This window comes from Streptomyces sp. NPDC096205 (assembly GCF_044763135.1).
Taxonomy (GTDB): Bacteria; Actinomycetota; Actinomycetes; order Streptomycetales; family Streptomycetaceae; genus Streptomyces.
This window is the reverse complement of record NZ_JBIWFS010000004.1, coordinates 270,552-294,070: the sequence shown is the minus strand read 5'-3', so window position 1 is coordinate 294,070 and position 23,519 is coordinate 270,552. Positions and strand designations below refer to the sequence as shown.

Genomic DNA, 23,519 nt, shown 5'->3' with positions numbered 1-23,519 from the left:
CCCGCACCGCAGATTTTTCGGACATCAGGCACCAGATCCGTCGCACCGGTGAGCGCCGCTGAGCACCGGTGGGCACCGGTGGGCACCGTCCATCGTCCTGGTGCCGCGCTGCGGCTCTCCGGCCCGGACGTGAGCGGACGTAAGGGCTCCGTCGACAGTTCCCTGACATTCCCGCCGAGCCGGGGTCGGCCCCGAGCGGGCGCACGGGCCGGGGTCACCGACCGGCTTCAGCCACACCGAGGAGAAGTGGGATCCCCATGAGCTCGTCCCAGCAACCGGCTGCCGACCCGGACGACCGGGCCCAACTGCTGCAGCGCTGGCTGGCCGGCCGGCGCGGATCTTCGGACGCGCCCGCCGTCCCGCGCGCCGACCGGTCGGCCCCGCTGCGCGCGTCCTCAGGCCAGCGCAGACTCTGGTTCCAGGACCACGCCGAGGACGTCTCCGGGGACCGCAACATCCCCTTCGCCTGGCGGCTGACCGGCGCCCTCGACACGGACGCGCTGTTCGGGGCGCTCGACCTGATCGTGCGCCGCCACGAGGCCCTGCGCACCGCCTTCCGAGAGGACGACGCCGAACTCCTCCAGGAGGTGCGCGACCCGTACGCGTTCGACCGTACGGTCGTCGAGGTCGCGGCGGAGGCACTGGCCGGACCGGTCGAGACCGCCACCTACGAGCCGTTCGACTGGACCGAGGGCAGGCTGCTGCGCGCCCGCCTCTTCCGGCTCGCGCCCGACCGGCACGTCCTGCTGCTGGTGGCACCCCACCTTGTGGTCGACGACTGGTCGGCCGGTACCCTCCTCGCCGAACTGACCGCCGGATACACGGCCCTGACCGCGGGCGACGAGCCCGCACTGCCCGAACTGGCCGTGCAGTACCCCGACTTCGCCGAATGGCAGCGCACCCGGCTGGAGAACGGGGCGCTGCAGCCCGGCATCGACTTCTGGCTGCGGGCCCTGGACGGCGCGCCCACCGTCCTGGACCTGCCCACCGACCGGCCGCGCCCCGCCCACAGCAGCCACCGGGCCGGCTGGACGCCGCTGCGCGTGGACGCCGCGACCGCACGGGCCGTCGAGGAGTTGTGCGCCCGGGAGAAGGCCACCTCCTTCATGGCCCTGCTCGCCTCCTACGCCGTCCTGCTCGCACGCCGCTCCGGCAGCCGGGACCTGGTCATCGGCAGCCCCGTGGCCGGCCGGAGCCTGTCCGAGCTGGAACCGCTGATCGGCTTCTTCGTCAACACCGTCCCGCTGCGCGTCCGCGTCGATCCGCAGCAGCCGTTCAGCGCCCTGCTGCGGCAGGTGCGGGAGACCGTGCTGTCCGCCATGGAGCACCAGGACGTGCCCTTCGACCACTTGGTGCAGCTGATCGCCCCGGAGCGCTCGACGGCCGCCAACCCGCTGGTGCAGGTGGCGTTCTCGCTGAACGCCGCCGCCGGACGAGCCCGCCCGCTGCCCGGCCTCGAACTGGCCGACCACCCGGTGGCCGGCCGCTCCAGCCGCTACGACCTCGTCCTCGCCCTCGCCCCCGAGGACGAGGGCCTGCACGGCGAAGTCGTCTACGACGCCGACCTGTTCGACCCGGAGACCGCCGAGCAGCTGGCCGCCGAGTACCTCGCGACCGTGCGCGCTCTGGTGGCCGACCCGGAGCTGCCCCTGCTGCGCCTGCCGGGGGAGACGGCCGACGCGGCGCTCGACGGGCCTGTCGCCGACTTCGACGCCGGCCTGAACGTGGCCGAGCTGGTCGCCGAGGTCGCACGGCAGGACCCGGACCGGGTCGCCGTACGGGCACCCGACGGTGGGTTCGACTTCGCCGGACTGGACCGGCGGGCGAACGCGCTGGCGGCCGCCCTGCGCGAGCACGGCGCCGGACCCGAGCACGCCGTGGGAGTCCATCTGGGCCGGTCCCGTGACCTGGTCGCGGCGCTGCTCGCCGTGTGGAAGACCGGAGCGGCGTTCGTGCCGCTCGACCCGGCCCACCCGGTCGACCGGCTGGCCGCCACGGTCCGGGACGCCGGTGTGACGGTGCTGGTCGCGGACGCCGCCGCCCCCCTGGCGCGGACTGCCGACGGTGTGCCCGTGCTCGACCCCGCCACTCTGGCGGCGGCCGAGGCCCCCGAGGTGCGCCCGGAGCGCGCGCTGCCCGACGCACTGGCGTACCTCGTCTACACCTCGGGCACCACCGGCGAGCCCAAGGGCGTCGGCGTCAGCTACCGCAACCTCGCCAACCTGGTCGCGGCCGTCGCCCCGCTCGCCCCGGCGCGGGACGGCCTCGGCGGCAATGTGCTCGCCCCGGCCTTCGACGGCTGGATCTGGTCCACCGTCCTGCCGCTCGCCCACGGCCGCGGTGTCGTGCTCGCCGACCCGCTCGACGGGATGGACACGGTCCTCGACGGGACCGTGGACCTGATCACGGCGACCCCCTCGCTGCTCGCCGCGCAGCCGACGCCGGCCGCCGGATCGGGTCCGCGGACCGTGGTCGTCGCGGGCGAGGCGTCCGCGCCCGCGCTCGTCGAACGCTGGTCGCAGGGACGGCGGTTCATCAATGCGTACGGCCCCACCGAGACGACCATCTGCGCCACCTGGGCCGACTCGGCCGCAGGCGACGATCCGGTCACCATCGGCCGGCCCCTTCCCAACTACCGCATCCGCGTGCTCGACCGCTATCTGCGGCCGGTCCCGGCCGGCACGCCGGGCGAGCTGTTCATCGCCGGCGAGGGCGTCGCCCGCGGCTACCGCAACCTGCCCGGCCGGACCGCCGCCCGCTTCCTGCCCGACCCGCTCGGCGACGGCGGCCGCATGTACCGCACCGGCGACCTGGTGCGCGTGCGGCCCGACGGGACACTGGAGTTCGTCGGACGGGCCGACCAGCAGATCAAGGTCCGCGGCTTCCGGGTGGAACCCGCCGGCATCGAACGCGCCACCAGCGCGGTGCCCGGCGTCCGCAGCGCGGCCGTCTTCACCGTGCCGGGCCCGGTCGCGCCCGCGCTCGGCCTGGCCGTCGTCCCCGACGACACGGCAGGGGAGAAGCTGGAGACCGAGGTGCGCACCGCGCTGGAGGCGGCGCTGCCCGACTTCATGGTGCCCTCGTACGTCCTGCGCGTCGACCGGCTCCCGCTCACCGCGACCGGCAAGGTCGACGAGCCGGCCCTGGTGCTGCTCTGCGAGGAGAACACCGACCGCGACCGTGCGGGCGAGGCGCCCTCGACGCCCTCCGGGCGGCTCGTCGCCAGGGCCTGGAGCACCGTGCTGAAGAAACCGGTGGACAGCGTCGAGGACAACTTCTTCGAGCTCGGCGGCCACTCCCTGGTCGCCACCCAGGTGGTGTCGACGCTGCGCAAGGAGACCGGGCTGCGGCTGCCGATGAGGCTGCTGTTCGCCCACCCGACCGTGGGCGCGCTGGCCGCCGAGCTGGACCGGCTCGCGGCCGAACGGGAGGCCACGCCCGAGGCGTGACCGCGCGCCGACAGGCCCCGGCGGCAGGCCGTACGCCGCCGCCGGGGCCTGTCGGCATGCCCGCACCCTTCACGGACCCCGCATCCCCGACCGAAAGGCAGCAGACATGCCCACGTTCACCGCGTCCGACGGGACCCGGCTCGCCTACCAGGTGCTCGGTGACGGGCCGCCCCTCGTCTGCGTCCCCGGCGGACCGGGCCGCGCGGGCACGTACCTCGCCGGGCTGGCCGGGGCCGTGGGTCGGCGCTCCCTGATCCTGCTCGACAACCGGGGCACCGGCGCCTCCGCGGAACCCGCCGACCCGGCGTCGTACGGGATGGAACGGCTCGTCGACGACATCGAGGCGCTGCGCATCTGTCTCGGCCTGGAGCGCATGGACCTGCTCGGCCACTCGTCCGCCGGGAACACCGCGCTGCTGTACGCCCTCCGCCGGCCCGAGCGCGTCGCGCGGCTGGTGCTCCTCGCGCCGAGCACCCGGGCCGTCGGCATCGGGGTCGACGACTTCGAGGAGGCGCTGGACCGGCGGGCCGACGAGGACTGGTACGAGAGCGCGCGGGCCGGGATCACGGGCTGGCTGGGCGCGCCCACGATCGCCGACAGCCTGCCCCACCGCGAGCAGGCGGCCCCCTTCTTCTACGGCCGCTGGGACGAGGCCGCCCGCGCGCACGCCCGCGCCGAGACGGAGGAGCTGTCCGAGCCGGCCGCGGCCGGCTTCTACGCCGACGTCACCCTCGATCCCGCCGAAGTGCGGGCCGTGGCCGCCGAGTCGGCGACGCCGGTGCTCGTGGTGACGGGCGAGCGGGACCCGTTCCCCACCCCGGCGACCGGGGAGCGGCTAGCCGCGCTGTTTCCGCACGGTGAGTCGTACGTCCAGCCCGGCGCGGGCCACTACATGTGGCTGGACGACCCGAAGGCGCTGGGTGGAGCGCTCGACGCCTTCCTGGCCCGCGCGGTCTGAGGCGGGGGTGGTGCGGGCCGTGGACGGCGGCCCGCACCCGAGCGGCTACCCGTCCGCGGTGGCGGCCGCGACGACCGCCTCCTCCAGTTCACGGGCGAGGTCGGCCAGCACCGGATGGTCGAAGACGGTCCGCAGCGGCAGCCGGCAGCCGCTGAGGTCGGTCAGCCGGGACAGCACGCGCGTGGCGAGCAGCGAGTGGCCGCCGATCCGGAAGAAGTCGTCCTCCGCGCCGACCCGTTCCACACCGAGCACCTCCTGCCAGACCTCGGCGACCAGTTCCTCGATCGGGCCGCTGGGCGCCCGGTAGGCGGCGGCCGCACGGAACTGAGGCGCGGGCAGGGCGGCCCGGTCGACCTTGCCGTTCGCGGTCAGCGGCAGCTCCGCAAGCACGGTGTAGGCCGCGGGATGCATCCAGACGGGCAGCGCCCGCTCGGTGTGCGCCCGTACGGCGTCCAGGTCCGCGCCCGCTCCCAGGCAGACGTACGCGCACAGCTGCGCCTCGCCGCCCGGCTGGGCGTGCAGGGCGACCGCGGCCTCGGTGACGCCGGGGTGGGCCGCGAGCACGGCCTCGATCTCGCCGGGCTCGATGCGGTGGCCGCGGATCTTCACCTGCGCGTCGGTGCGGCCCAGGTACTCCAGGCGCCCGTCGGCGCGCCACCGCGCCCGGTCACCCGTGCGGTACATCCGGCTGCCGCCCCCGCCCCACGGGTCGGGCACGAAGCGGCCGGCGGTGAGTCCGGGGCGGCCCAGATAGCCGAGCGCGACACCCGGCCCGGCCAGGAACACCTCACCCGGGGTGCCCACCGGGACCGGGCGCAGCCAGGCGTCCAGGACACGCACCCGCATTCCGCGCAGCGGGCCGCCGATGTGGACGGCCCCGCCCGGCTCCAGTCGGCCGCAACTGGCCGCGATGGTCGCCTCGGTGGGCCCGTAGAGGTTGTCGAGCGTGAAGGGCAGCTCCGGCGGGACGCCGGTCAGGCTGTCCCCGCCGATCTGGACGGAGCGCAGGGAGGGGCGGTCGGAGGGCAGGGGCTCGGGCGCGGCCGCTGTCGCCGGCGCGTCCGCCGTTGCTGCCGTTGGTGCCGCTGCCGACGCTGCCGCCGCGAAGAGCGGCGTGGTCAGGAAGGCCACCGTGACCCCCGCCTCCGCCAGCCGGGACCAGAGCCGGCCCGGGTCGAGCCGGGCCTCGTCCGGCAGCACGGTCAGCGTCGCCCCCGCGGCCAGCGCCGGAAGGGTGTCCAGCAGACCCGCGTCGAAGCTGGGGCTGGCCAGTTGGGAGAGGCGGTCGTGCGGGGTGAGGGCGTAGTGGTCGACGTACCAGGAGACGAAGTTGCCGATGCCCTCGTGCGACACGAGGACACCCTTGGGCCGGCCGGTGGAGCCGGAGGTGTAGATCAGGTACGCGGGCTGCAAAGGCTGTACATCCGGGCCAGGTTGGGCGGCGGACGACGGTGTCGACACATCGAGGAGGTCGACATGTGCGGGCCATTCGGGCCGGGACCGGGTGGTGTCGTCGGTGAGCACCAGAGGGCAGCCCGAGTCGCGCAGCAGATGGTCGAGGCGCTCGGCGGGGTAGGCCGGGTCGAGCGGCAGATACACCGCCCCTGCGCGCAGTACACCGAGCAGGGCCGCGACCTGGGCGGCCGAGCGCGGCAGGCAGACCCCGACCGGAGTGGCCGGGGACGAGAGGCGGGAGGCGATCAGAGCGGCGACACGATCCACCTCGGCGCCGAGCTGGGCGTAGGTGAGCCGCGTGTCGCCGTCCACCACCGCCTCCGCGTCGGGGCGTTCGCGCAGCTGCCGGTCGAAGAGGTCGAGGACCAGCGGCGGTGCACCGGCGGGCGCGCCGGTGGCGAACGCGTCGAGTTCCGCGGCCTCTCGGTCGGTGACCGTCGGGATCAGCGAGAGCCTCGTGCCGGGGGAGTGCGTCAACTCCTCCAGCAGGGCGACGAATCGCTGTGCCAGCCCTTCGATGGCGCGAGGTGTGAACAGGTCGGCGGCGAAGTGCGCGTCGACGGCCAGTGCGCCCCCCTCGCCCGGGCCCGCGGCGAAGGTCAGGTCGAACTGGGTCCGGGTGGTCTCCCGGAACTCCAGCCGCTCGCCCCACGCGGACTCCGTCCCGGGGACCGGCTCGGCCAGGGTGAACACCGCCTGCACGAGCGGGTTGTGTCCCGGTGCACGGGTGGGCGCGACGGCCTCGACCAGCCGGTCGAAGGACACGCCCTGGTGGTCGTAGGCGTCGAGGACGGTGTCCCGGGTGCGGGCGACCAGGCGCGTGAACGGCTCGGACTCGTCCACTCGGCCGCGCAGCGGCAGCAGGTTGACGAAGAGGCCCACGATCGGCTCGGTCTCGGCGGAGCGGCGGTTGGCCGCGACCGAGCCCACGATGAGATCCGGCTGACCGGTCCAGCGCGCCAGCAGCACCTGGAAGGCCGCGAGCAGGGTCTGGAACACGGATGCTTCGCAGTCCCGGGCGATCCGCTCGACCGCCGCCACGGTGGCGGCCGGAATCTCGAACGGGTGGCACCCGGCGGCGAAGGTACGGTCCGCGGGCCGGGGCAGGTCGGTCGGGAAGGACAGCACCTGGGGCACCCCGGCGAGGTGCTCCCGCCAGTGCGCGAGGGCGTCCGCGAACGCCCCGCGCTCGAACTCGGACTGCTCCCATGCGGCGAAGTCGGCGTACTGATGGTCGAGTTCAGGAAGATCCGCGGCGCGTGAGCGGTAGAGCTCGCCGAGTTCGCGGTGAAGCAGGTCCATCGACCAGCCGTCGGTGGCGATGTGGTGGATCACCAGGAAGACGATGTGGTCGCGGTCCGTCAGCGTGAACAGCCCGGCGCGCAGCAGCGGACCGCGCTCCAGGTCGAACCCGGCGGCGAAGAACTCCGCCATCCGCGCCCGACGGACCTGTTCGTCCCCGCCGCAGTCCTCGACATGCAGCTTCAACGGCCCGGAGGAATCGACGAGTTGATGGAGTACGCCGTCGGAGGCGAGCGAGTAGCGGGTGCGCAGCGACTCGTGCCGGGCCACCAGGGACTCCACGGCCGTCTGGAGGGCCGCCCTGTCGACCTCCTCGCGCAGGCGCAGTGCCAGCGTGGAGTGGTAGACGGTGCCGCCGTCCGGGTCCGCCTGGGAGCGCAGTTGGTGGTCGAACCAGAGCCGGCGCTGGGCGGTCGACGCGATCAGCGGACGGGACCGGTCCGCGTGCGGCATGGCGGCCCGGCGCGGGCGGGAACGGAGCCAAGCGGTGATGTCGTCGTCAGGAGAGTCAAGCGACACAGTGCCCTCCGAAAGGGGCTGTTGCGACGGGATCCTTGGGGGTGGGCGGTGCCGTCGACGGCACCGCACAGTTGATCAACTCGCGCCGGACGGCAGCAAGGCTCCCGGCAAGTGACCTGCGCCACTCGGGAGTTGGCCGACGCGGAGCATCTGTGGCCGGAACCGGAGGGCGCCGCAGCACCTGCGGTCGCGGGAGCTTCGAGCGCAACGCCCTGCGGTGTCGGGCGACTGTAGAGTCCCCGCATGACCGGACGACGAGACCGGGCCACAAGCCCGCTGCCGCGCGCCTATTACCTCTGGCTGTCAGGAGCACTCGCCTCGATCCTGGGCGACGCGGTCCTGTATTTCGCCCTCGGCTGGGCGGCGGCCACGCACGGCGGCGCGGTGGCCGGTCTGGTGCTCACCGCGATCAACCTGCCCCGGGTACTGCTGCTGATCGTCGGCGGCACGGTCGGCGACCGGTTCGGTGCCCGCCGGGTGATGATCGCCGGTGACGCGGTGATGCTGGCCGGCACGATCGTGCTCGCGGCGGTCTCCCACCGGACCGGACCCGCCGTCTGGCTGCTCGTGGCCACTGGCGTCCTGGTGGGCGTGAAGGACGCCTTCTATCTGCCCGCCTCCGGGTCCATGCCGCTGCGGCTGGTCGGCAAGGAGCCGCTCCCGCGCGCGCTCGCGATGCGGCAGGGCGGCGCCCAACTGGTGACCTTCGTCGCCGGCCCGCTGGGCGGCGCGCTCGTCGCCGCGGGCGGCCTGACCGGGACGGCCCTGCTGAACGCGGCGACCTTCGCCGTCATCCTCGTCGTCCTGATCGCCGTACGTCCCGTCTTCGACATACCGCCCGCCCAGAGCAGCGGGAGCTTCCTGCGCGACGCGCTGGACGGCGTCGGCACCGGCATGAAGGACCCCGTGCTGCGCGCGGCGCTGCTCGTCACCGGCGGGGTGGCGGGCTTCCTGCTGCCCGTGATCCCGCTGCTGCTGCCCCTGCTGGCCCGTCAGGAGCACTGGAGCGCGGGCTGGACCGGCGTGATCTTCGGCGCGCAGAGCCTGGGGCTGCTCGGCGTCACCCTGGTGGTCATGGTCCGTGGCGCCCTGGGCCGGCCCGGCCTGGCCGCGGGAGTGGGCGTGCTGGTCGCGGCCGCGGGTCTGGGCATACTCGCCCTGGCCCCGGCCGCCGCAGTCCCGGCGGCCGTCCTGGTCGGCCTCGGCTCGGGGCTCTTCGCCTCCCACATCGGCCCGCTGGTGCTGATGAGCGCCCCGCACTCGCACCTCGCCCGGATGCAGGCGCTGCTCACCCTCGTGCAGAGCGTGGCGCTGCTCGCCATGAACAACGTCCTGGGCAACCTCTCCCGGCTGACCGGCCCCGGCACCGCGATCCTGGCCTGCGGGGCGGCGATCGCCCTGACCGGCCTCGCGGCGCTGGCGTCCCGGCCCCTGCGCACGGCGACCACCGCTGCGCCGGAGCCGGAGCCGGAGGAGGAACTGAGCACAGCAGGCGCGGCAGACCCGGCGTGAGGGGCCGGCGACTCGTCGAGCCGCCGCGGCCGGATCCCGTCGGGGGGCCTCAGCGCACCGTGAACCCGCCGTCCACGGGTACGACCGCCCGCCGGGGCCGGATCCCGCCGATGGGCCTCAGCGCACCGTGAACCCGCCGTCCACCGGTACGACCGCCCCCGTCACCTGACGGGACTCGTCACTGGCCAGCCACACCGCCGTGGAGGCGATGTCGGTGGCCTCGACGAGCCGGTTCATGGGCTGGGACTCGGCGAAGGTGCGCTCGTGGTCGGCGGTGGGCACGTCGAGGCAGCGGGCGATCTCGACGAGCATCCGGCCCTCCAGGGCGGGTTCGTCGCGCACCGAGCCGGGGCACAGGGCGTTGACCCGGATGCCGTGGGGAGCGTAGTCGAGGGCCGCCGCACGGGTGAGGCCGATCAGCCCGTGCTTGGCGGCGACGTACGCCGCGAAGTAGCGGTAGCCGACCATGCCCGCGGTCGAGGAGACGTTGATGACGCTGCCCGAGCGCTGGGCGACCATCGCCGGCAGCACCGCCCGCATGGCACGCCAGGAGCCGCTGAGGTCGATGTCGAGCATCAGGCCCCACTCGTCCTCCTCGATCTCGTGCACCGGGCGTCCCGAGGGCGCCGCGATGCCGGCGTTGTTGACCAGGACGTCGATGGTGCCGAAGCGGTCGAGGGCGCTGTCCGCGGCCGAGCGGAGATCCTCGGCGACCCGCACGTCACCGGCCTGCTCGACGACCGAGGCACCGGCGGCCCGGCACTCCTCCGCGGTCGCCTTCAACTGGCTGGCCGTGCCGAGGGGATACGGACAGCCCGGCGCGTCGGCGCAGATGTCGAGCAGCACCAGGTCCGCGCCCTCCTTCGCGAAGGCGACGGCCGTGGCGCGGCCTATGCCGCGCGCCGCCCCCGTGATCAGTGCCGTCTTGCCTGCCAGCCGCATGGGTGAACCCCTTTGGACGTAGGTCACGAATGGACGTAGGTCACGAACGTAGGTCCGAATCCTATGACGCATGATCACCTCGGCACCGGCCCCGCAGAAGTCCGCCCGGCGTGGCTGTCCGGTCGCGTCCCTCCAGGGCCCCGGGCAGTATGGCCAGTGTGATCTGGAACACCTAGCGAAACGGGTCGTCGCATGTCGCAAGCCGCACCTGAGCCGAGCAGGGCCCCCACGCCGGACCCGGCCGAGGACGACGCCTACTTCCCGTCGCCGTACTCGCTCGGCCAGTACACCGCGCCCCGGACCGACTTCGACGGGGTGCGGCACAAGGGCGCGTACACGCAGGGCAGGTGGAAGGTGCTGGTGATCGCGGCGGAGGAGCGCTATGTGCTGATGCAGAACGGCACGCAGTTCTCCAGCGGGAACCACCCGGTCGAGACGCTGCTGCCGCTGCACCACCTGATGGAGGCCGGCTTCGACGTCGACATCGCCACCGTCGAGGGCTACCCGGCGAAGCTGGAGCTGTGGGCCATGCCGCGCGACGACGAGGCGGTCCTCGGCACGTACGAGGCCCTGAAGCCGAAGCTGAAGCGGCCCAGGAGGCTCGCCGACGTGGTCGCCAAGGAGCTGGGCCCGGACTCGGACTACCTCGCCGTCTTCATTCCGGGCGGACACGCGGCCATGGTCGGCCTGCCGACCAGCGAGACCGTGGGCCGAACGCTCGACTGGGCCCTGGCCGAGGACCGCTTCATCATCACCCTGTGTCACGGCCCGGCGGCGCTGCTCGCCGCCAAGCTGGGCAAGACCGAGTCGCCGTTCAAGGGCTACTCGCTGTGTGTCTTCCCCGACGCCGCCGACGAGGGCCCGAACGTCGACATCGGCTACCTCCCCGGCCGCCTGCCCTGGCTGGTCGCCGATCTGCTCAGCAAGCAGGGCCTGAACATCCTCAACGACGGCCTGACCGGCAGCACCCACCAGGACCGCAGGCTCCTCAGCGGCGACAGCCCCCTCGCCGCCAACAAGCTCGGGCTGCTCGCGGCGGACGCCCTGGTCGAGGCGGCCGCGGGATAGCGAACCGGCGGACCCGCGGGGGAGCCGCACCTGCGGAGCTGCGGGGAAGCCGCACCTTCCCGGCCCGGGCTCGCCTACGTTCGGCCCATGGACAGGATGACGCGTGACACCTTCGCGGCGGACGGCACCGGCCCGCTGTCCCGGCTCACTCTGACGCAGCTGCGACGGCGTACGAGCATGAAATGGCGGACCTACCCCGAGGACGTACTGCCCCTGTGGGTGGCCGAGATGGACGTCCCGCTGGCCGAGCCGGTCGCGCGGGCCCTCACGGATGCGGTCGCGCTGGGGGACACCGGCTACCCGGCCGGAACGGCGTACGCCGAGGCACTGGCCCGGTTCGCCCGCGCACGGTGGGGCTGGGACGAACTCGCCGTGGAACGCACCGCGATCGTGCCCGACGTGATGCTGGGCATCGTCGAGATGATCAAGCTGCTGTCGGGCCCCGGCGACCCCGTCGTGGTCAACTGCCCTGTGTATCCGCCCTTCTACCAGTTCGTGGGCAGCATGGGGCGGCCCGTCGTGGAGGCGCCGCTGGACCCGCACGGGCGGATCGACCTCACCGCGCTGGAGGATGCCTTCCGGCGGGCCGCTCGGGGTACGGGCCGCCCGGTGTACCTGCTGTGCAGCCCGCACAACCCGACCGGCACCGTGCACACCGCCGCGGAGCTGACGGAGGTCGCGCGGCTGGCCCGGACGCACGGCGTGCGCGTGGTGGCGGACGAGATCCACGCCCCGATCGTCGCCTCGGGCGTGTCCTTCGTGCCGTATCAGAGTGTGCCCGGCGGCCAGGACGGGATATCGCTGATGTCGGCGTCCAAGGCCTGGAACCTGGCCGGGCTGAAGGCCGCCCTCGCCGTCGCCGGGCCCGAGGCGGCCGGCGACCTCGCCCGCCTCCCCGAGGAGGTGAGCCATGGCCCCAGCCACCTCGGGATCATCGCCCATACGGCGGCCCTGGACGAAGGCGGCGACTGGCTCGACGCCGTGCTGTCCGGGCTCGACGCCAACCGCCGTCTGCTGGCCGGCCTGCTCACCGAACACCTGCCCGCCGTGCGCTACTCACCCGCGCAGGGCACGTACCTCGCCTGGCTGGACTGCCGCGGACTCGGCCTCGGCGACGACCTGGCGGCCGTCTTCCTCGACCGCGGCCGGGTCGCCCTGAACTCCGGGACACCGTTCGGCACCGGCGGCACGGGATTCGTCCGGATGAACCTGGCCACCTCCCCGGAACTGATCACCGAGGCGGTGCGCCGGATGACCACCGCCCTGTCCTGACCTGCCCGTGCTCCCGTGCTCGGAGGCCTCTGCGCGCAGGCCCCGAAAACATGGGGGGTAGTTCCCCATGTGGCCATGGGGGTCCTCGTACGAGGATCAGGTGTGCCGGGGGAGCACACCGGCGGGGGGAACGGGAAGCGGGGGAGGGACGATGGCGGCAGAGGCCGGACAGGCACGGGCGGGGGCGCCGCTGTCGGAGGCCGGGCGGTGGTGGGAGGCCGGCCTGGTCAGCGGGGACGCGGGTGAAATACGCCCGGACTGGGCGGAGTTCGCGCAGGAGGCCTCGGCCGCGGCCCCGGCGGAGGCCGTCGCCCCCGAGGGGGACCAGCCGGGGCTGAGCGGCTTCGAGTGGGTGCTGCGGCCCTTCACCGCCCGTGCGGGGGAGCGCCTGGAGCAGAGCGTGTCCGGCCGGGCCCGCGCACTCGCCGACATCACTGCCGTACGGCAGGACCTGGAGCGGCAGCTGGCCGGCCGGCTGGCCCGGGCGGCGGCGCGGACGCTGGTGCTGGAGCTGCACGAGGCGCGGACCGCCGAGCGGCTCGACGGGGACGAACCCCGTGCCCGGTTCCGCGACTTCCTGGGGCGGATCGGCTCGCGGAGCGGCCTTTCCGCCCTGCTGGCCGGACGGCCGGTGCTGGCACGCATCCTGGGGCGGACGGCGCTGGACGCGGCGGACGCGACGACCGAGATGCTGGAGCGGCTGGCGGACGACCATGCGCTGCTGACCCAGGGGGCTGGCCTGTTGGCGCGAGCGGGGCATGGCCCAGGGCTGCTCGTGGGTGTCGAGGCGGGAGCCGGTGACGGACACCGGGGCGGACGGGGCGTGATGCTGCTGCGCTTCGCCGACGGCACCCGGCTCGTGTACAAGCCGCGGCCCCTCGCCGCGCACCGGCACTTCAACGACCTCGTCGGCTGGTTCAACCGGCTGCCCGGCTCCGTGGACCTGCGCACCCTGCGCCTGCTGGACCAAGGTGCCTACGGGTGGGTGGAGTTCGTCGCCGCGCAGCCCTGCGGCTCGGCCGCCGACGTGGAGACGTTCTACCGCCGTCAGGGCGCCCTGCTGGCGCTGCTGCATCTGCTCGACGGGACCGACCTGCACCACGAGAACCTCATCGCGGCCGGCGCCCACCCGGTGCTGGTCGACGTGGAGACCCTGTTCCACCCCCCGCTGCCGGACGCCGCCACCCCGGACCCGGCCGCCCGCGCCCTGCACGACTCGGTGTACCGGGTCGGGCTGCTGCCCCAGCTGCTGGTCGGCGACCACAGCGCGCTGGACGTGTCCGCGGTCGGCGGTGGCCACGAGGCCGTGTCACCCGTCGTACGCGCCGACTGGGCCGACGCCGGCACCGACCGGATGCGCCTGGTGCGCCGGGCCGGCCGGTTCGCCGAGTCCGCCAACCGGCCACGCCTGGCGGGCGGTGAGCCCGCCGAGCCGGGGGCCCATGTCGAGGCGCTCTGTGCCGGTTTCCGCGCCGGGTACTCGGCGATCAGTGCGGCGAGGGAGGAACTGCTCGGTTCTACGGGCCTGTTGGCCGCGTTCGCGCAGGACGAGGTACGGGTGGTGCTGCGCCCGACCTGGGTGTACAGCATGCTGCTCGACGAGTCGACCCACCCCGATCTGCTGAAGGACGCGGACGCCAGGCAGCGCGTCCTGGAGACCCTGCGGACCGACCTGCTCGGCACGGCTCCCGGGTCCGGCCCGGTCGACGAGGAGATCGGCCAACTCTGGGCGGGGGACGTGCCGTTGTTCACCGCCCGCCCCGGCCAGGACGAGCTGTGGGGCACCCCCGGGCGAGGGCCGGCCGGGCGCACGGAGCTTCCAGGGCTCGACCGTGTCGCCGCGAAGCTCGCCGCACTGGACACCGTGGACCGGCAGGACCAGGAGTGGATCGTGCGGGCCGCGATGGCGACGACCTCCCGCGAGCCCGCGCACCGGCCCGCCGAGGGCCGCCGCCGCACCCGTACGGCGGACCGTGCCCCGGAACCCGACCGGCTGCTGTCGGCGGCCCGGTCCGTCGGGGACCAGCTCGTCTCCCTCGCCTACCGCGAAGGCGCCCGCAGCAACTGGATCGGCCTGGAACTCCTCGACGACCGCTACTGGCGCATCGGCCCGATGCCGGCCGACCTGGCCGGCGGCTACACCGGACCCGCCCTGTTCCTGGCCCAGTTGGCCGCCCTCACCGGCGCCGGGCACTACGCCGAAGCGGCCCGTACGGCCCTCGCGCCGGTGCCCGCGCTGCTGGACACGCTCCGGGCCCGGCCCGGCGACCTCGGCGCGGTGGGCTCGGGCGCCTTCTGCGGCCTCGGCGGCATCGCGTACGCCCTCACCGAGACCGCGCGGCTGCTCGACGACCCGGAGATCGGCTCCTGGGCGTCGGCCCTGCTCCGGCTCGTCGGCGGGGCGAGCCGGTCCGAGCGGGAGTACGGGGTCGGCACGGGCGTCGCGGGCGGGCTCGTCGCCCTGCTGGCCGCGCACGAGGGCGGTGCTGGGGCGCAGGAGGACCGCAAGGAGAACTGGCTCGCGGCCCGTGCCTGTGCGGAGCGGCTGCTCACCGCCGACCTCGCGGCTCTCGGCCGGGACTTCGCGACAGGGGCGGCCGGGATCGGCTGGGCGCTGCTGAGGTTCGCCGACAGCGCCGACAGCGCCGACAGCGCCGACAGCGCCGACAGCGCCGACAGCGCCGACACCAACGACACCGCCGACAGTGCCGCGGCTACCGGCTCCGGTGACGAGCTCGCCGGACGCTGCCGTACCGCGGGCCTGTCGGCTCTGCGGGTCGCCACCGGCGGGGGACCGGACGGGGCGCGTGGCTCGGCGGAGGGCCGGCACGAAGAGGCCACCGACCGCGACGCCAGGCCCTCCGCCTGGTGCCGGGGCCGGGCCGGGATCGCCCTCGCCGTGCTGGACGCGCCGGGCGCGCCGGAGGACCCCTGGCTCGCGGGCTGGTCCCGCGCGACCGTCGAGGAGCTGGGCCGGGACCGGCCGGCTCCGGACGACAGCCTGTGCCACGGCGAGGCCGGACTGTGCGAACTCCTGGGCCACGGCGCGCTTTACGAGGCCCGCCCGCACTGGGTCCGCCGGGCCGGAGCCCTGCTCGCCTCCGTCGAGGAGAACGACGCCCGCAGCGGCGCCCCCGACGGGGTCCCGCACCCCGGCCTGCTCACCGGCCTCGCGGGCATCGGCCACGGCCTCCTGCGGGCGGGCTTCCCGGAGCACGTACCGCCCGTGCTCCTGCTGCGGACGACGGCGCCGGAAGCCGACTCGAAGGACGGGCCCTGACCCGGTCCACCACCGGAACCCGACCCGAAGGACCGGCCCCGGCCCGGTCCACCACAGACCACCCTTCCGCACCACAGTCGCACCATCACAGGACCACCCATCCGCACCACCACCGCACCACCGGCACGGCTCGCACCACCCCACACCCCTGCGGACAAAGGACGAGCGAGGACCCATGCAGATCAGTGACTCGGTGAGGTACGTCGACGGCGCCACCGGCCCGGACACCGCGGCCCAGGACCACCCGGTGGGCGAGGTGACCCTCGGCGCGAGCGCGGCGCTGGGGCTGCGCAGCCGTCTGCTGAGGACGGTCGACTGCGACGCGGTCGCCTCGCTGGACATGCCCTTCACCACCGGCACCATCACGGTGTGCTGAGGCAGGACCACACGTAAGGCGAGCAGGACGAGCAGAGGGCCGGGGGACCCCCCGGCCCTCTGCCGTGCGCAAAAAGGATCACGTAGCCTGCGCCCATGCGAGCGACGTCGTCGGTCATCGTGGGGCGGGACGCCGAGGTCGGGCTGCTGGATCAGGCCCTGGACAGTGCGGGGAGGGGGGCCGGACGGGCGGTGTTCCTGGTCGGCGAGGCGGGGATCGGCAAGTCCCGGCTGGCCGGCGAGTGCGCGCTTCGCGCGTACGACCGGGACATGCCGGTGCTGCGCGGCCGCGCCACGTCCACCGGGCTCGTCGTCCCCTTCCGGCCCCTGGTCGAGGCGCTGTCGTCGCGGTTCCGCGCGGCCGGCGCCCCGAACGACCCCGAACTGGACCCGTACCGGCCCGCGTTGGCCGGGCTGGTGCCCGAGTGGCGCTCCGGCACGGCGGCGCCCGGTTACACGATCTCGCTGGTCGAACTGGCCGAGGCGCTGCTCAGGCTGCTGGCGGTGCTCGGCCGCGAGCGCGGCTGCGTGATCCTGCTGGAGGACCTGCACGACTCCGACACAGAGACGATCGCGGTCGTCGAGTACGTCGCCGACAACGTGGCCGGGCTGCCGGTCCTGCTGGTCGGCACCCTGCGCCCGGACCCCGGCCCGGCACTCGACCTGGCGCTCGCCGCGGAGCTGCGCAACACCGCCGCGTTACGGGAGTTGACGCCGCTGGACGAGACCGCCGTACGGGACATGGTGGAGGCGTGTCTGGACGCCGGGCCGGGTGAGGTGCCCCCGGCCGCGCACCGGCATCTCGCGCAGCGAGCGGGCGGCAACCCCTACCTGGTGGAGGTGCTGCTGGCCGACCTGCTGGACACGGGACGGCTCAGCCGGGCCGAGGGCGGCTGGCGGATCGCCGACCAGGGCGGGGCGAGCGTACCGACGGGTGCCGTGCGCAGTTGGGCGCGCCGGCTGAGCCGGCTGGACGAGCCGGTGCGCGAACTGCTGCTCCTCGCGGCGACGCTCGGCGGCCGGTTCTCCGTCGAGGCGCTCAGGGCGGTGACGGGGCTGGACGACCGCGCGTTGTTCGCCCATCTGCGCTCGGCCTCCGAGGTGGGGATCATCGCCCCGGACGGGGCCGCCCACGACCACTACACCTTCCGCCACGTCCTGACCGCGGACGCACTGAGGGCCTCGCTGCCACCCGCAGAACAGGCCGCGCTGGCCCGGCGCGCGGCCACCGCCATCGAGGAGTCCGCCGGTGAACTGACCGGTGAGCAGCGCCAGTTGGTGGCCACCCTGCGCCTTGCGGCGGGCGACAAGGTGACGGCGTCTCGGCAGTTCGCCCAGGTCGGCCAGGAGTTGCTGGACGCCGGTGCGTCCGGCTCGGCCGCCGTGCTGCTGGAGCGCGCCCGCGGTCTCGCCGCCGACGAGGACCGCGAAGCGATCACCGTCCATCTGGCCATCGCCGAGGCCGAGTCCGGGCGGCTCGACGCGGCGTCCGCGCTGCTCGACGACCTGCCCCCGGCGCCCGCCGGGACGCGCGCGGCACAGGAACGGGCCCAGGCGCACACCCAGGTCGCGTGGGTCGCGACCATGGCCGAGCAGCAGCAGGAGGCGCACCGCCGCATCCGCGCGGCCCGCGCCCTCCTCGGCACGGCCCCGCGCCCGGAACAGGAAGCGGCACTTGTGGTGGTCGAGGGCCATCTCGCGCTGCTCCCGGAACCCGACGGCGCACGCGACTCCCGGCATGGGCTGCCCGATTCCGCCCCCACTCCCGCCGACAGACGGCGGCTTGAAGAGGCGGAACGTTCCGCCCAGGCCGCCGCGCTCACCGCGGAGGAACGGGGGCGGCCCGTCGTGGCGTGCCGGGCCTGGCAACTGCTGGCCCTGCTGTCCCGGGCGCGCGGATTCGACGAGGCCGACGCCTGTCTGGTGCGCATGCTGGAGGTCGCCGAGAAGCACCGGCTCGCGCCCTGTCGGGCCGAGGCGCTGGTACGGCTCGGCACCAACGCGTTCATGCGCACCGGCGAGGCCACCTCCCTGGAGACCGCCCGTGCGGCGGCCCAGGAGCTCGGTCACCTGGCCCTGCTCCAGACCACCGACGGCCTGCTCGCCATGCAGAGCGTGCTGGGCGCGCGCTGGGACCGGGCCCGGGAGATCGTCGAACGGTCCCTGGAGGCCAGCGCCCGTCTGCAGAACCTGTCGGCGCACCGCTATCTGCTCCTCGTCGACGCCACCCTCGCCGCCCACCAGGGCCACGCCCGCGAGCAGGACCGCGCCCTCGCCCGGTTCCGCCGTGCGGGCGGCGAGGAGTCGATGCTCGTGCCCCTGCAACGGGGACTGTGCCAGGCCATGGGCGCCCTCATGGCCGAGGACCGGCCCCGGGCGACCGCCGAACTCGACGCCGCCCTGGCCTGGGAGCGCCGCCACCCCAGCTTCTTCTACCTCAGCGGCCGCTACGGCCTGCGCCCCTTGCTGCGGGCCCTCGACGGCGACGCCGACAGCCGGGACATCCACCAGGAGGCGCTGGCCTCGCCCGGAGGCCAACTTGCCTGGAACCGCATGTTCCTGAGCCTCACGGACGCGGTCCTGCGCGGCCGGGCGGGCGACCCGGACGGTGCCCGGCACGCCGTGGCGGAGGCCGCCCGGTCGGCGGCGCTGTTCCCGCAGGCCTGGCACCTCGCCCTGCGGCTGACCGCGGAAGGCGCGCTCGCGGACTCCTGGGGCGAACCCGTCGCCTGGCTGCGCACCGCCGAGGAGTACTTCCACGAGGCGGGCGTCCAGCCCGTCGCCGGCGCCTGCCGCGCCCTGATGCGGCAGGCCGGCGTCAGCGTCCCGCAGCGCCGCGGCGGCCACGAGCGCATCCCCGCCGAGCTGCGCACCGCGGGTGTCACACCGCGCGAGTACGAGGTGTTCGTGCTGCTCGCCGAGCGGCCCGGCAACCAGCAGATCGCCCAGCGCCTGTGCATCTCGCCCCGCACGGTGGAGAAACACATGGCGAGCCTCATGGCCAAGACCGGCTCCGCGGACCGCTCGGCCCTGTGCAAGCTGTCGGCGGACCGGGCCGAGGACCAGGGACGGCCCGGCGCCGCCCGGCCGGTGACCCCCGCCTGACCCGCACGGACGGCCGTTCCTGGGGGCTGCGCGGGCCCGGCATGGGGGACGCCCCCGCCCGTATGGGGGTCCGTTCCCCCAGGAGGCGCGTGAGCGCGCCGTGACTCTGCGGGCCCGGCCCCGATGCGGGCCGGACCGGGGCGGCGGATCATCGATCCGACCGACCAACCCCCCTCGCCCTCACGGAGGTTCGCTCGATGCCGCGTCCGTCCGCGCAGCCCGCAGCGTCACCCGGCCCGCTCCGGTTCTCCGTCCTCGGCCCGCTCGCGGTCCACCGCGACGGCCGCGCGCTGCCCCTCGGCCCGCTCAAGCAGCGCGTCGTCCTGGCGACGCTGCTCGGCTCCGCCAACTCCCCGGTGTCCGTGGACGCGTTGACCGACGCGGTCTGGCCCGAGGAACCCCCGCGCACCGCCCGCAAGAACCTCCAGGTGTACGTCAGCGCCCTGCGCGCCCTGCTCGGCGAGGCGGACGGCGGTCCACGGCTCACCCACACCTGCGGCGGGTACGTCCTGCGCGTCACCGAGGACGAGTTCGACCTCCTGCGGTTCCGCTCCCTGGTCCGCGCCGCCGAAGGACAGCCCCCCGGCTCGGCCGCCCCGCTGCTGCGCGAGGCCCTCGACCTCTGGCAGGGCCCGCCGTTCGGCGACGACCTGCGGCACTCGCCCCGGCTCGCCGAGGAGGCCGAGCGCCTCGAACTGCGCCACGTCACGGCGTACGAGAACTGGGCGGAGGCCGAACTGGCGGTGGGCGGCGCGTCGGCCGTGGTGGAGGGGCTGCGCGATCTCGTGGAGCGGCATCCGCTGCGCGAGCGGCTGCGCTCCGCCCTGATGTGCGCGCTGAGCCGCTCCGGCCGGCAGGCCGAGGCACTCGCGGTGTACGACGACTACCGTCAGCTCCTCGCCCGCGAACTGGGCCTGGAACCGAGCCGCGCCCTGGCCGCCCGCTACCGGGCAGTCCTCGCGGGCGAGGACCGGCCCCGCGCGCGGACCCCGTCGGGCCGTGACGCCCTCCCGCCCGACCTCGCCGACTTCACCGGACACACCGACGAACTCGCCGACGTCCTCCACCTGTTGGACGGCTCCGGGGGCGTCGTCCTGCTGTCCGGCCCCGCCGGAGCCGGGAAGACCGCCCTCGCGGTACGCGCCGCCCATCTCCTCGGCGACCGCTTCCCCGACGGCCGCCTCTGTGTGAGCCTGCGGGACGCCGACGGCGTACCCCGCCCGCTGCCCGACGTCCTCGCCGAACTGGCCCAACACGTCGGCCACGCCGGGCCGTTGACGCCCGAGTCCTGGCGGGAGTGGCTGGCGGCCCACCGCGTGCTGGCCGTCCTGGACGACGTACCCGGAGAGAGTGCCGTACGCCCCCTGCTGCCGTACGGCGGTCAGGGCCGGGTCCTGCTCACCGCACGGGGCCAGCTCGGCGGCCTGGCACCGGTGCACCGGGTCCCCGTACCCCCGCTCCGCACCGCCGAGGCCCTGCACCTGCTCACCGGGCTGGTCGGCGGCAGCCGGGTACGGGCCGACCGGGAGGCCGCGCTGCGCATCGTGCACGCCTGCGGCGGCTCACCCCTCGCGGTGCGGGTGAGCGGGATGCGGCTCGCGGTGCTCCGCCATGTGCCGCTGCGGGAGTTCGCCGACCGCCTCGCCGACCCGGTCGGCGCGCTGGACGAGCTGACCTCCGGAGACGTGTCCGTACGACGCCGGCTCGCACGCGGCTGGCAGGCGCTGCCGGCCGAGTGCGGGCGGCACGCGTCCCGGCTGGCCGAGGGCACCGGGGACGGCCCGTTCGGCCTGGCGGAGGCGGCCGAGGCCCTCGGCTGCGACGAGCGGCACGCCGTACGGGTCGTGGAGACGCTGATCGACGCCGGGATGGTCACCTCACCGGGCGGCGAGGTGACGGCCCACGCGGCACAGTACGAACTGCCGCACCTGATACGGCTCTACGCGCGCGGTGCACTGGCCGGCAGCACTGCTCCCTAGAGGCCGTCGGAGCGTTGAGTCACTCGTCGTCGTCGCTGTGGGCGACGACCTCGATGTCCTGGTTCTTGCTCTTGCTCGGCGCCGGGTCGGCCTCGTCGGCGCTCTCTGCGCCGGGCAGCGCGATCCAGGCGTAGAACCCGGCCAGCACGACGATCACCCCGGACGCGGCGAAGACCAGGTCGACGGGCCCGAAGTGGAGCCCGCCGAACGAGCCTCCGGCGTCCCGCAGCAGCGAACCGGCGAGCCAGCCCGACAGTACTGCGGAGAGCATCGACGCGAGCTTGGTCACCGGATAGAACACGGCCATCACCCGGCCCCGGTACTCCGCCGGCGCTGCCGCCAGCAGCAGCGGGGACATCGCGGTGTTGAGCACGGTGAGCGGGACGGTGAAGACGAAGAGCAGGGCCAGGCCGCCGAGGAAGTCCGTCTGCCGGGAGTAGGCGACCAGCAGCACACCGCTCACCAGCAGACCGGCCCAGGTGGCCCGCCGCGCCCCGAACCACTGCACCACCCGGCCTCCGCACAGCGCGCCGACGATGCCGCCGACCCCCATCGCCATGCCGAGGTAGCCGTACAGATGGGCGTCCGCGTGCAGGTTGTCGGTGGTGAAGAAGACATTCAGCGTGCTCAGCGCGCCGACCCCGAACTGCCCGATGACGGTGAGCACCAGCAGCGCGACGAGGAACCTGCTGCGGGCGAAGAAGCGCAGCCCGTCCACGAACTCCCGGCGCAGTCCCCGCCGTTGGGGTGGGGTCGCCTTGCGCGGGCCCGGCGTGCGGACGCCGATGGAGCGGATCGCGAGGTACGACACGACGTACGACAGGCCGTTGCACAGCAGTGCCCACTGCAGTCCGGCGGTGAACAGCAGTGGCGCGGCCAGCGGCGGCCCGATGATCCAGGCCGTCTGCCCGGTCGCCTGGCCGATCCCGGCGGCGCGGGCGCGGTCGGCCTCCCCGGTCACCAGGTCGGCGAGGACCGCGAAGCGCGCCGGGTTGAAGAACTGGCCCGCCGCGTTCAGCAGCAGCACGGTCGTGTAGAGGACAGCGAGCCAGACCCCGGCCGGCAGGGCGTCGCGCGGCAGCAAGGTCACGGCGGTGAGCACCGCCACGAGGCCGGCCCGGAACCACTCGGTGCGCAGCATCGTGGCGCGCTTGTCCCAGCGGTCGACGAAGACACCTGCGAGCGGCCCGATCACCAGCACGGCCGCGCTGGACGCCATGAGGATGCCGCTGACCGCGACCGGCGCCCACGGCTCGTCCTTCGCCAGCACGGTCGCCACCCACAGCACCAGCGTCGTGCCGAACACGGCGTCCCCGACGGACGACACCGCCTGGCCGAACCACAGCCGTGTGTAGTCGCGGTTGATCAGCGTCAGCCGCGGGCTCATGACGGCCTCGGCGAGGCGACGATCAGCGCCGCCAGGGCGGTGACGAGGGTCGTGTGGTACGCCTTGGCGAAGAACTCCCCGGGCGAGGCCGACGGCTGGGCCGCGAGCGCGGCCGACCGTCCCGGGAGCGCCCCGTCGGGCCGCTGGGCCCGCACCAGACACTCCACGGCCGCCGCGCCCTGCGGGGTGTCCAGCGGCTCGCTCCCCAGGACGAACTGCGTGAGCACCAGTTCGGCCGCCAGGTCCCACAGCTCGTGCTCGACACAGTGCCGCAGCAGCCGGCCCACCAGGTCCCGCGCGTGGACCAGCGCCCCGCCGCCGAGACCGGGCGATGTCCGGCCGAAGTCCCCCAGGTAGAACGCCGTGTGCGTCAGGGCGTACGCCCGCGGCATGCTCAACGGCGCCCCGTCCTCGGCCGGCTCGTCGGCCCGGTACGCCACCAGCGGGCTGTGCGCCAGGAGTTCGGCGTACGGCTCGACGGTGTGCCGGACCCCGGCCTTGTCCGCGTAGTGGCGGATCTCGATGCGCTGGTAGGGCGACTTGCCCCGGGGCGAGAGGAACTCGGGCTCCAGCAGGGCGAGTCGGGCGCGGACCTGTGCGGTGTCGATGCCGTCGGGGGCCAGGGCGGCGTAGATCAGCCCGTACGTGGAGCTGTGCCTCGGCACATCGTCGAAGAGGCGGGGGAAGTCCGGGTCCTGCCAGAGCTTGCGGACGAGGGCTCTCGCCCCGGCGAGTGTGTCCGGGGGCTCGTCCAGGCGGGCCGCGCAATGGCATAGCAGCGCCAGCTCCAGCGCGGCCTTCGCCGTGCCGTGGGTCGCCGGCCGGCCGCTCGCCGAGAACGGGTCGAAGTGGTCGAGGTTCCCGGCCAGCCAGCCCAGCGCGCCGGCGGCCAGCCGCTCCAGGGGTTCGGCCATGG

13 protein-coding genes are annotated in these 23,519 nt (G+C 74.5%); 9 read left to right on the top strand and 4 right to left on the bottom strand.

Annotated elements, in window-relative coordinates:
- Positions 1-257 precede the first annotated feature (257 nt).
- Positions 258-3,449 (top strand): amino acid adenylation domain-containing protein, encoded by a 3,192-nt coding sequence (locus tag ACIQ6Y_RS17360; RefSeq protein ID WP_404039055.1) that lies wholly within the window; start codon positions 258-260, stop codon positions 3,447-3,449.
- 106 nt (positions 3,450-3,555) lie between these two features.
- Positions 3,556-4,407 carry an alpha/beta fold hydrolase gene (locus ACIQ6Y_RS17355; protein ID WP_404039052.1) on the top strand — a complete coding sequence of 284 codons (852 nt, stop codon included), beginning with the start codon at positions 3,556-3,558 and terminating at the stop codon, positions 4,405-4,407.
- A 45-nt stretch (positions 4,408-4,452) separates the two neighbouring features.
- Here ACIQ6Y_RS17355 and ACIQ6Y_RS17350 read toward each other — a convergent pair whose 3' ends face one another.
- The gene (locus tag ACIQ6Y_RS17350; RefSeq protein ID WP_404039049.1) at positions 4,453-7,683 is read right to left on the bottom strand and encodes an amino acid adenylation domain-containing protein; all 3,231 of its coding nucleotides are present in this window, start codon (positions 7,681-7,683) and stop codon (positions 4,453-4,455) included.
- A gap of 243 nt (positions 7,684-7,926) precedes the next feature.
- Here ACIQ6Y_RS17350 and ACIQ6Y_RS17345 point away from each other — a divergent pair, with 243 nt between their 5' ends.
- Positions 7,927-9,195, top strand: a complete 1,269-nt coding sequence (locus ACIQ6Y_RS17345; protein ID WP_404039046.1) for an MFS transporter — start codon at positions 7,927-7,929, stop codon at positions 9,193-9,195.
- A 117-nt stretch (positions 9,196-9,312) separates the two neighbouring features.
- Here the strand turns inward: ACIQ6Y_RS17345 and ACIQ6Y_RS17340 are convergent, their stop codons facing one another.
- Entirely contained in the window at positions 9,313-10,137 is an 825-nt protein-coding gene (locus tag ACIQ6Y_RS17340) for an SDR family oxidoreductase (protein ID WP_404039043.1), read from the bottom strand.
- A 192-nt stretch (positions 10,138-10,329) separates the two neighbouring features.
- On the opposite strand from ACIQ6Y_RS17340, the gene hchA reads away from it, so the two are divergent.
- The 6 genes from hchA (at position 10,330) to ACIQ6Y_RS17310 (ending at position 21,216) form a co-directional block, all read left to right on the top strand.
- Positions 10,330-11,205: a glyoxalase III HchA gene (gene hchA / locus ACIQ6Y_RS17335; RefSeq protein WP_404039040.1), complete on the top strand. Its 876-nt coding sequence runs from the start codon at positions 10,330-10,332 to the stop codon at positions 11,203-11,205.
- Positions 11,206-11,292: 87 nt separating this feature from the next.
- On the top strand, positions 11,293-12,477 hold the full coding sequence (locus tag ACIQ6Y_RS17330) for a MalY/PatB family protein (RefSeq protein ID WP_404039037.1): 1,185 nt from the start codon (positions 11,293-11,295) through the stop codon (positions 12,475-12,477).
- A gap of 151 nt (positions 12,478-12,628) precedes the next feature.
- The gene (locus ACIQ6Y_RS17325) at positions 12,629-15,757 is read left to right on the top strand and encodes a type 2 lanthipeptide synthetase LanM family protein (protein ID WP_404039034.1); all 3,129 of its coding nucleotides are present in this window, start codon (positions 12,629-12,631) and stop codon (positions 15,755-15,757) included.
- Between the two features lie 175 nt (positions 15,758-15,932).
- Complete coding sequence (locus tag ACIQ6Y_RS17320; protein WP_404039032.1) at positions 15,933-16,133, top strand: hypothetical protein; 201 nt, start codon at positions 15,933-15,935, stop codon at positions 16,131-16,133.
- A 95-nt stretch (positions 16,134-16,228) separates the two neighbouring features.
- On the top strand, positions 16,229-19,237 hold the full coding sequence (locus ACIQ6Y_RS17315; protein WP_404039029.1) for a helix-turn-helix transcriptional regulator: 3,009 nt from the start codon (positions 16,229-16,231) through the stop codon (positions 19,235-19,237).
- A gap of 197 nt (positions 19,238-19,434) precedes the next feature.
- Complete coding sequence (locus ACIQ6Y_RS17310; protein WP_404039026.1) at positions 19,435-21,216, top strand: BTAD domain-containing putative transcriptional regulator; 1,782 nt, start codon at positions 19,435-19,437, stop codon at positions 21,214-21,216.
- Positions 21,217-21,235: 19 nt separating this feature from the next.
- Here the strand turns inward: ACIQ6Y_RS17310 and ACIQ6Y_RS17305 are convergent, their stop codons facing one another.
- Together ACIQ6Y_RS17305 and ACIQ6Y_RS17300 are read right to left on the bottom strand one after the other, a co-directional pair.
- The gene (locus tag ACIQ6Y_RS17305; RefSeq protein WP_404039023.1) at positions 21,236-22,603 is read right to left on the bottom strand and encodes an MFS transporter; all 1,368 of its coding nucleotides are present in this window, start codon (positions 22,601-22,603) and stop codon (positions 21,236-21,238) included.
- Positions 22,600-23,517 carry a DUF6895 family protein gene (locus ACIQ6Y_RS17300; protein ID WP_404039020.1) on the bottom strand — a complete coding sequence of 306 codons (918 nt, stop codon included), beginning with the start codon at positions 23,515-23,517 and terminating at the stop codon, positions 22,600-22,602. Before ACIQ6Y_RS17300 ends, ACIQ6Y_RS17305 begins: the two co-directional genes overlap by 4 nt.
- Between the last annotated feature and the right edge of the window lie 2 nt (positions 23,518-23,519).

What these genes read in the sequence shown, in the direction of transcription:
- ACIQ6Y_RS17310 (WP_404039026.1), top strand. Translation starts at nt 19,435, where the DNA reads ATGCCGCGTCCGTCCGCGCAGCCCGCAGCGTCACCCGGCCCGCTCCGG.
- ACIQ6Y_RS17325 (WP_404039034.1), top strand. Translation starts at nt 12,629, where the DNA reads ATGGCGGCAGAGGCCGGACAGGCACGGGCGGGGGCGCCGCTGTCGGAG.
- hchA (WP_404039040.1), top strand. Translation starts at nt 10,330, where the DNA reads ATGTCGCAAGCCGCACCTGAGCCGAGCAGGGCCCCCACGCCGGACCCG.
- ACIQ6Y_RS17360 (WP_404039055.1), top strand. Translation starts at nt 258, where the DNA reads ATGAGCTCGTCCCAGCAACCGGCTGCCGACCCGGACGACCGGGCCCAA.
- ACIQ6Y_RS17320 (WP_404039032.1), top strand. Translation starts at nt 15,933, where the DNA reads ATGCAGATCAGTGACTCGGTGAGGTACGTCGACGGCGCCACCGGCCCG.
- ACIQ6Y_RS17345 (WP_404039046.1), top strand. Translation starts at nt 7,927, where the DNA reads ATGACCGGACGACGAGACCGGGCCACAAGCCCGCTGCCGCGCGCCTAT.
- ACIQ6Y_RS17355 (WP_404039052.1), top strand. Translation starts at nt 3,556, where the DNA reads ATGCCCACGTTCACCGCGTCCGACGGGACCCGGCTCGCCTACCAGGTG.
- ACIQ6Y_RS17305 (WP_404039023.1), bottom strand. Translation starts at nt 22,603, where the DNA reads ATGAGCCCGCGGCTGACGCTGATCAACCGCGACTACACACGGCTGTGG.
- ACIQ6Y_RS17315 (WP_404039029.1), top strand. Translation starts at nt 16,229, where the DNA reads ATGCGAGCGACGTCGTCGGTCATCGTGGGGCGGGACGCCGAGGTCGGG.
- ACIQ6Y_RS17330 (WP_404039037.1), top strand. Translation starts at nt 11,293, where the DNA reads ATGGACAGGATGACGCGTGACACCTTCGCGGCGGACGGCACCGGCCCG.
- ACIQ6Y_RS17340 (WP_404039043.1), bottom strand. Translation starts at nt 10,137, where the DNA reads ATGCGGCTGGCAGGCAAGACGGCACTGATCACGGGGGCGGCGCGCGGC.
- ACIQ6Y_RS17300 (WP_404039020.1), bottom strand. Translation starts at nt 23,517, where the DNA reads ATGGCCGAACCCCTGGAGCGGCTGGCCGCCGGCGCGCTGGGCTGGCTG.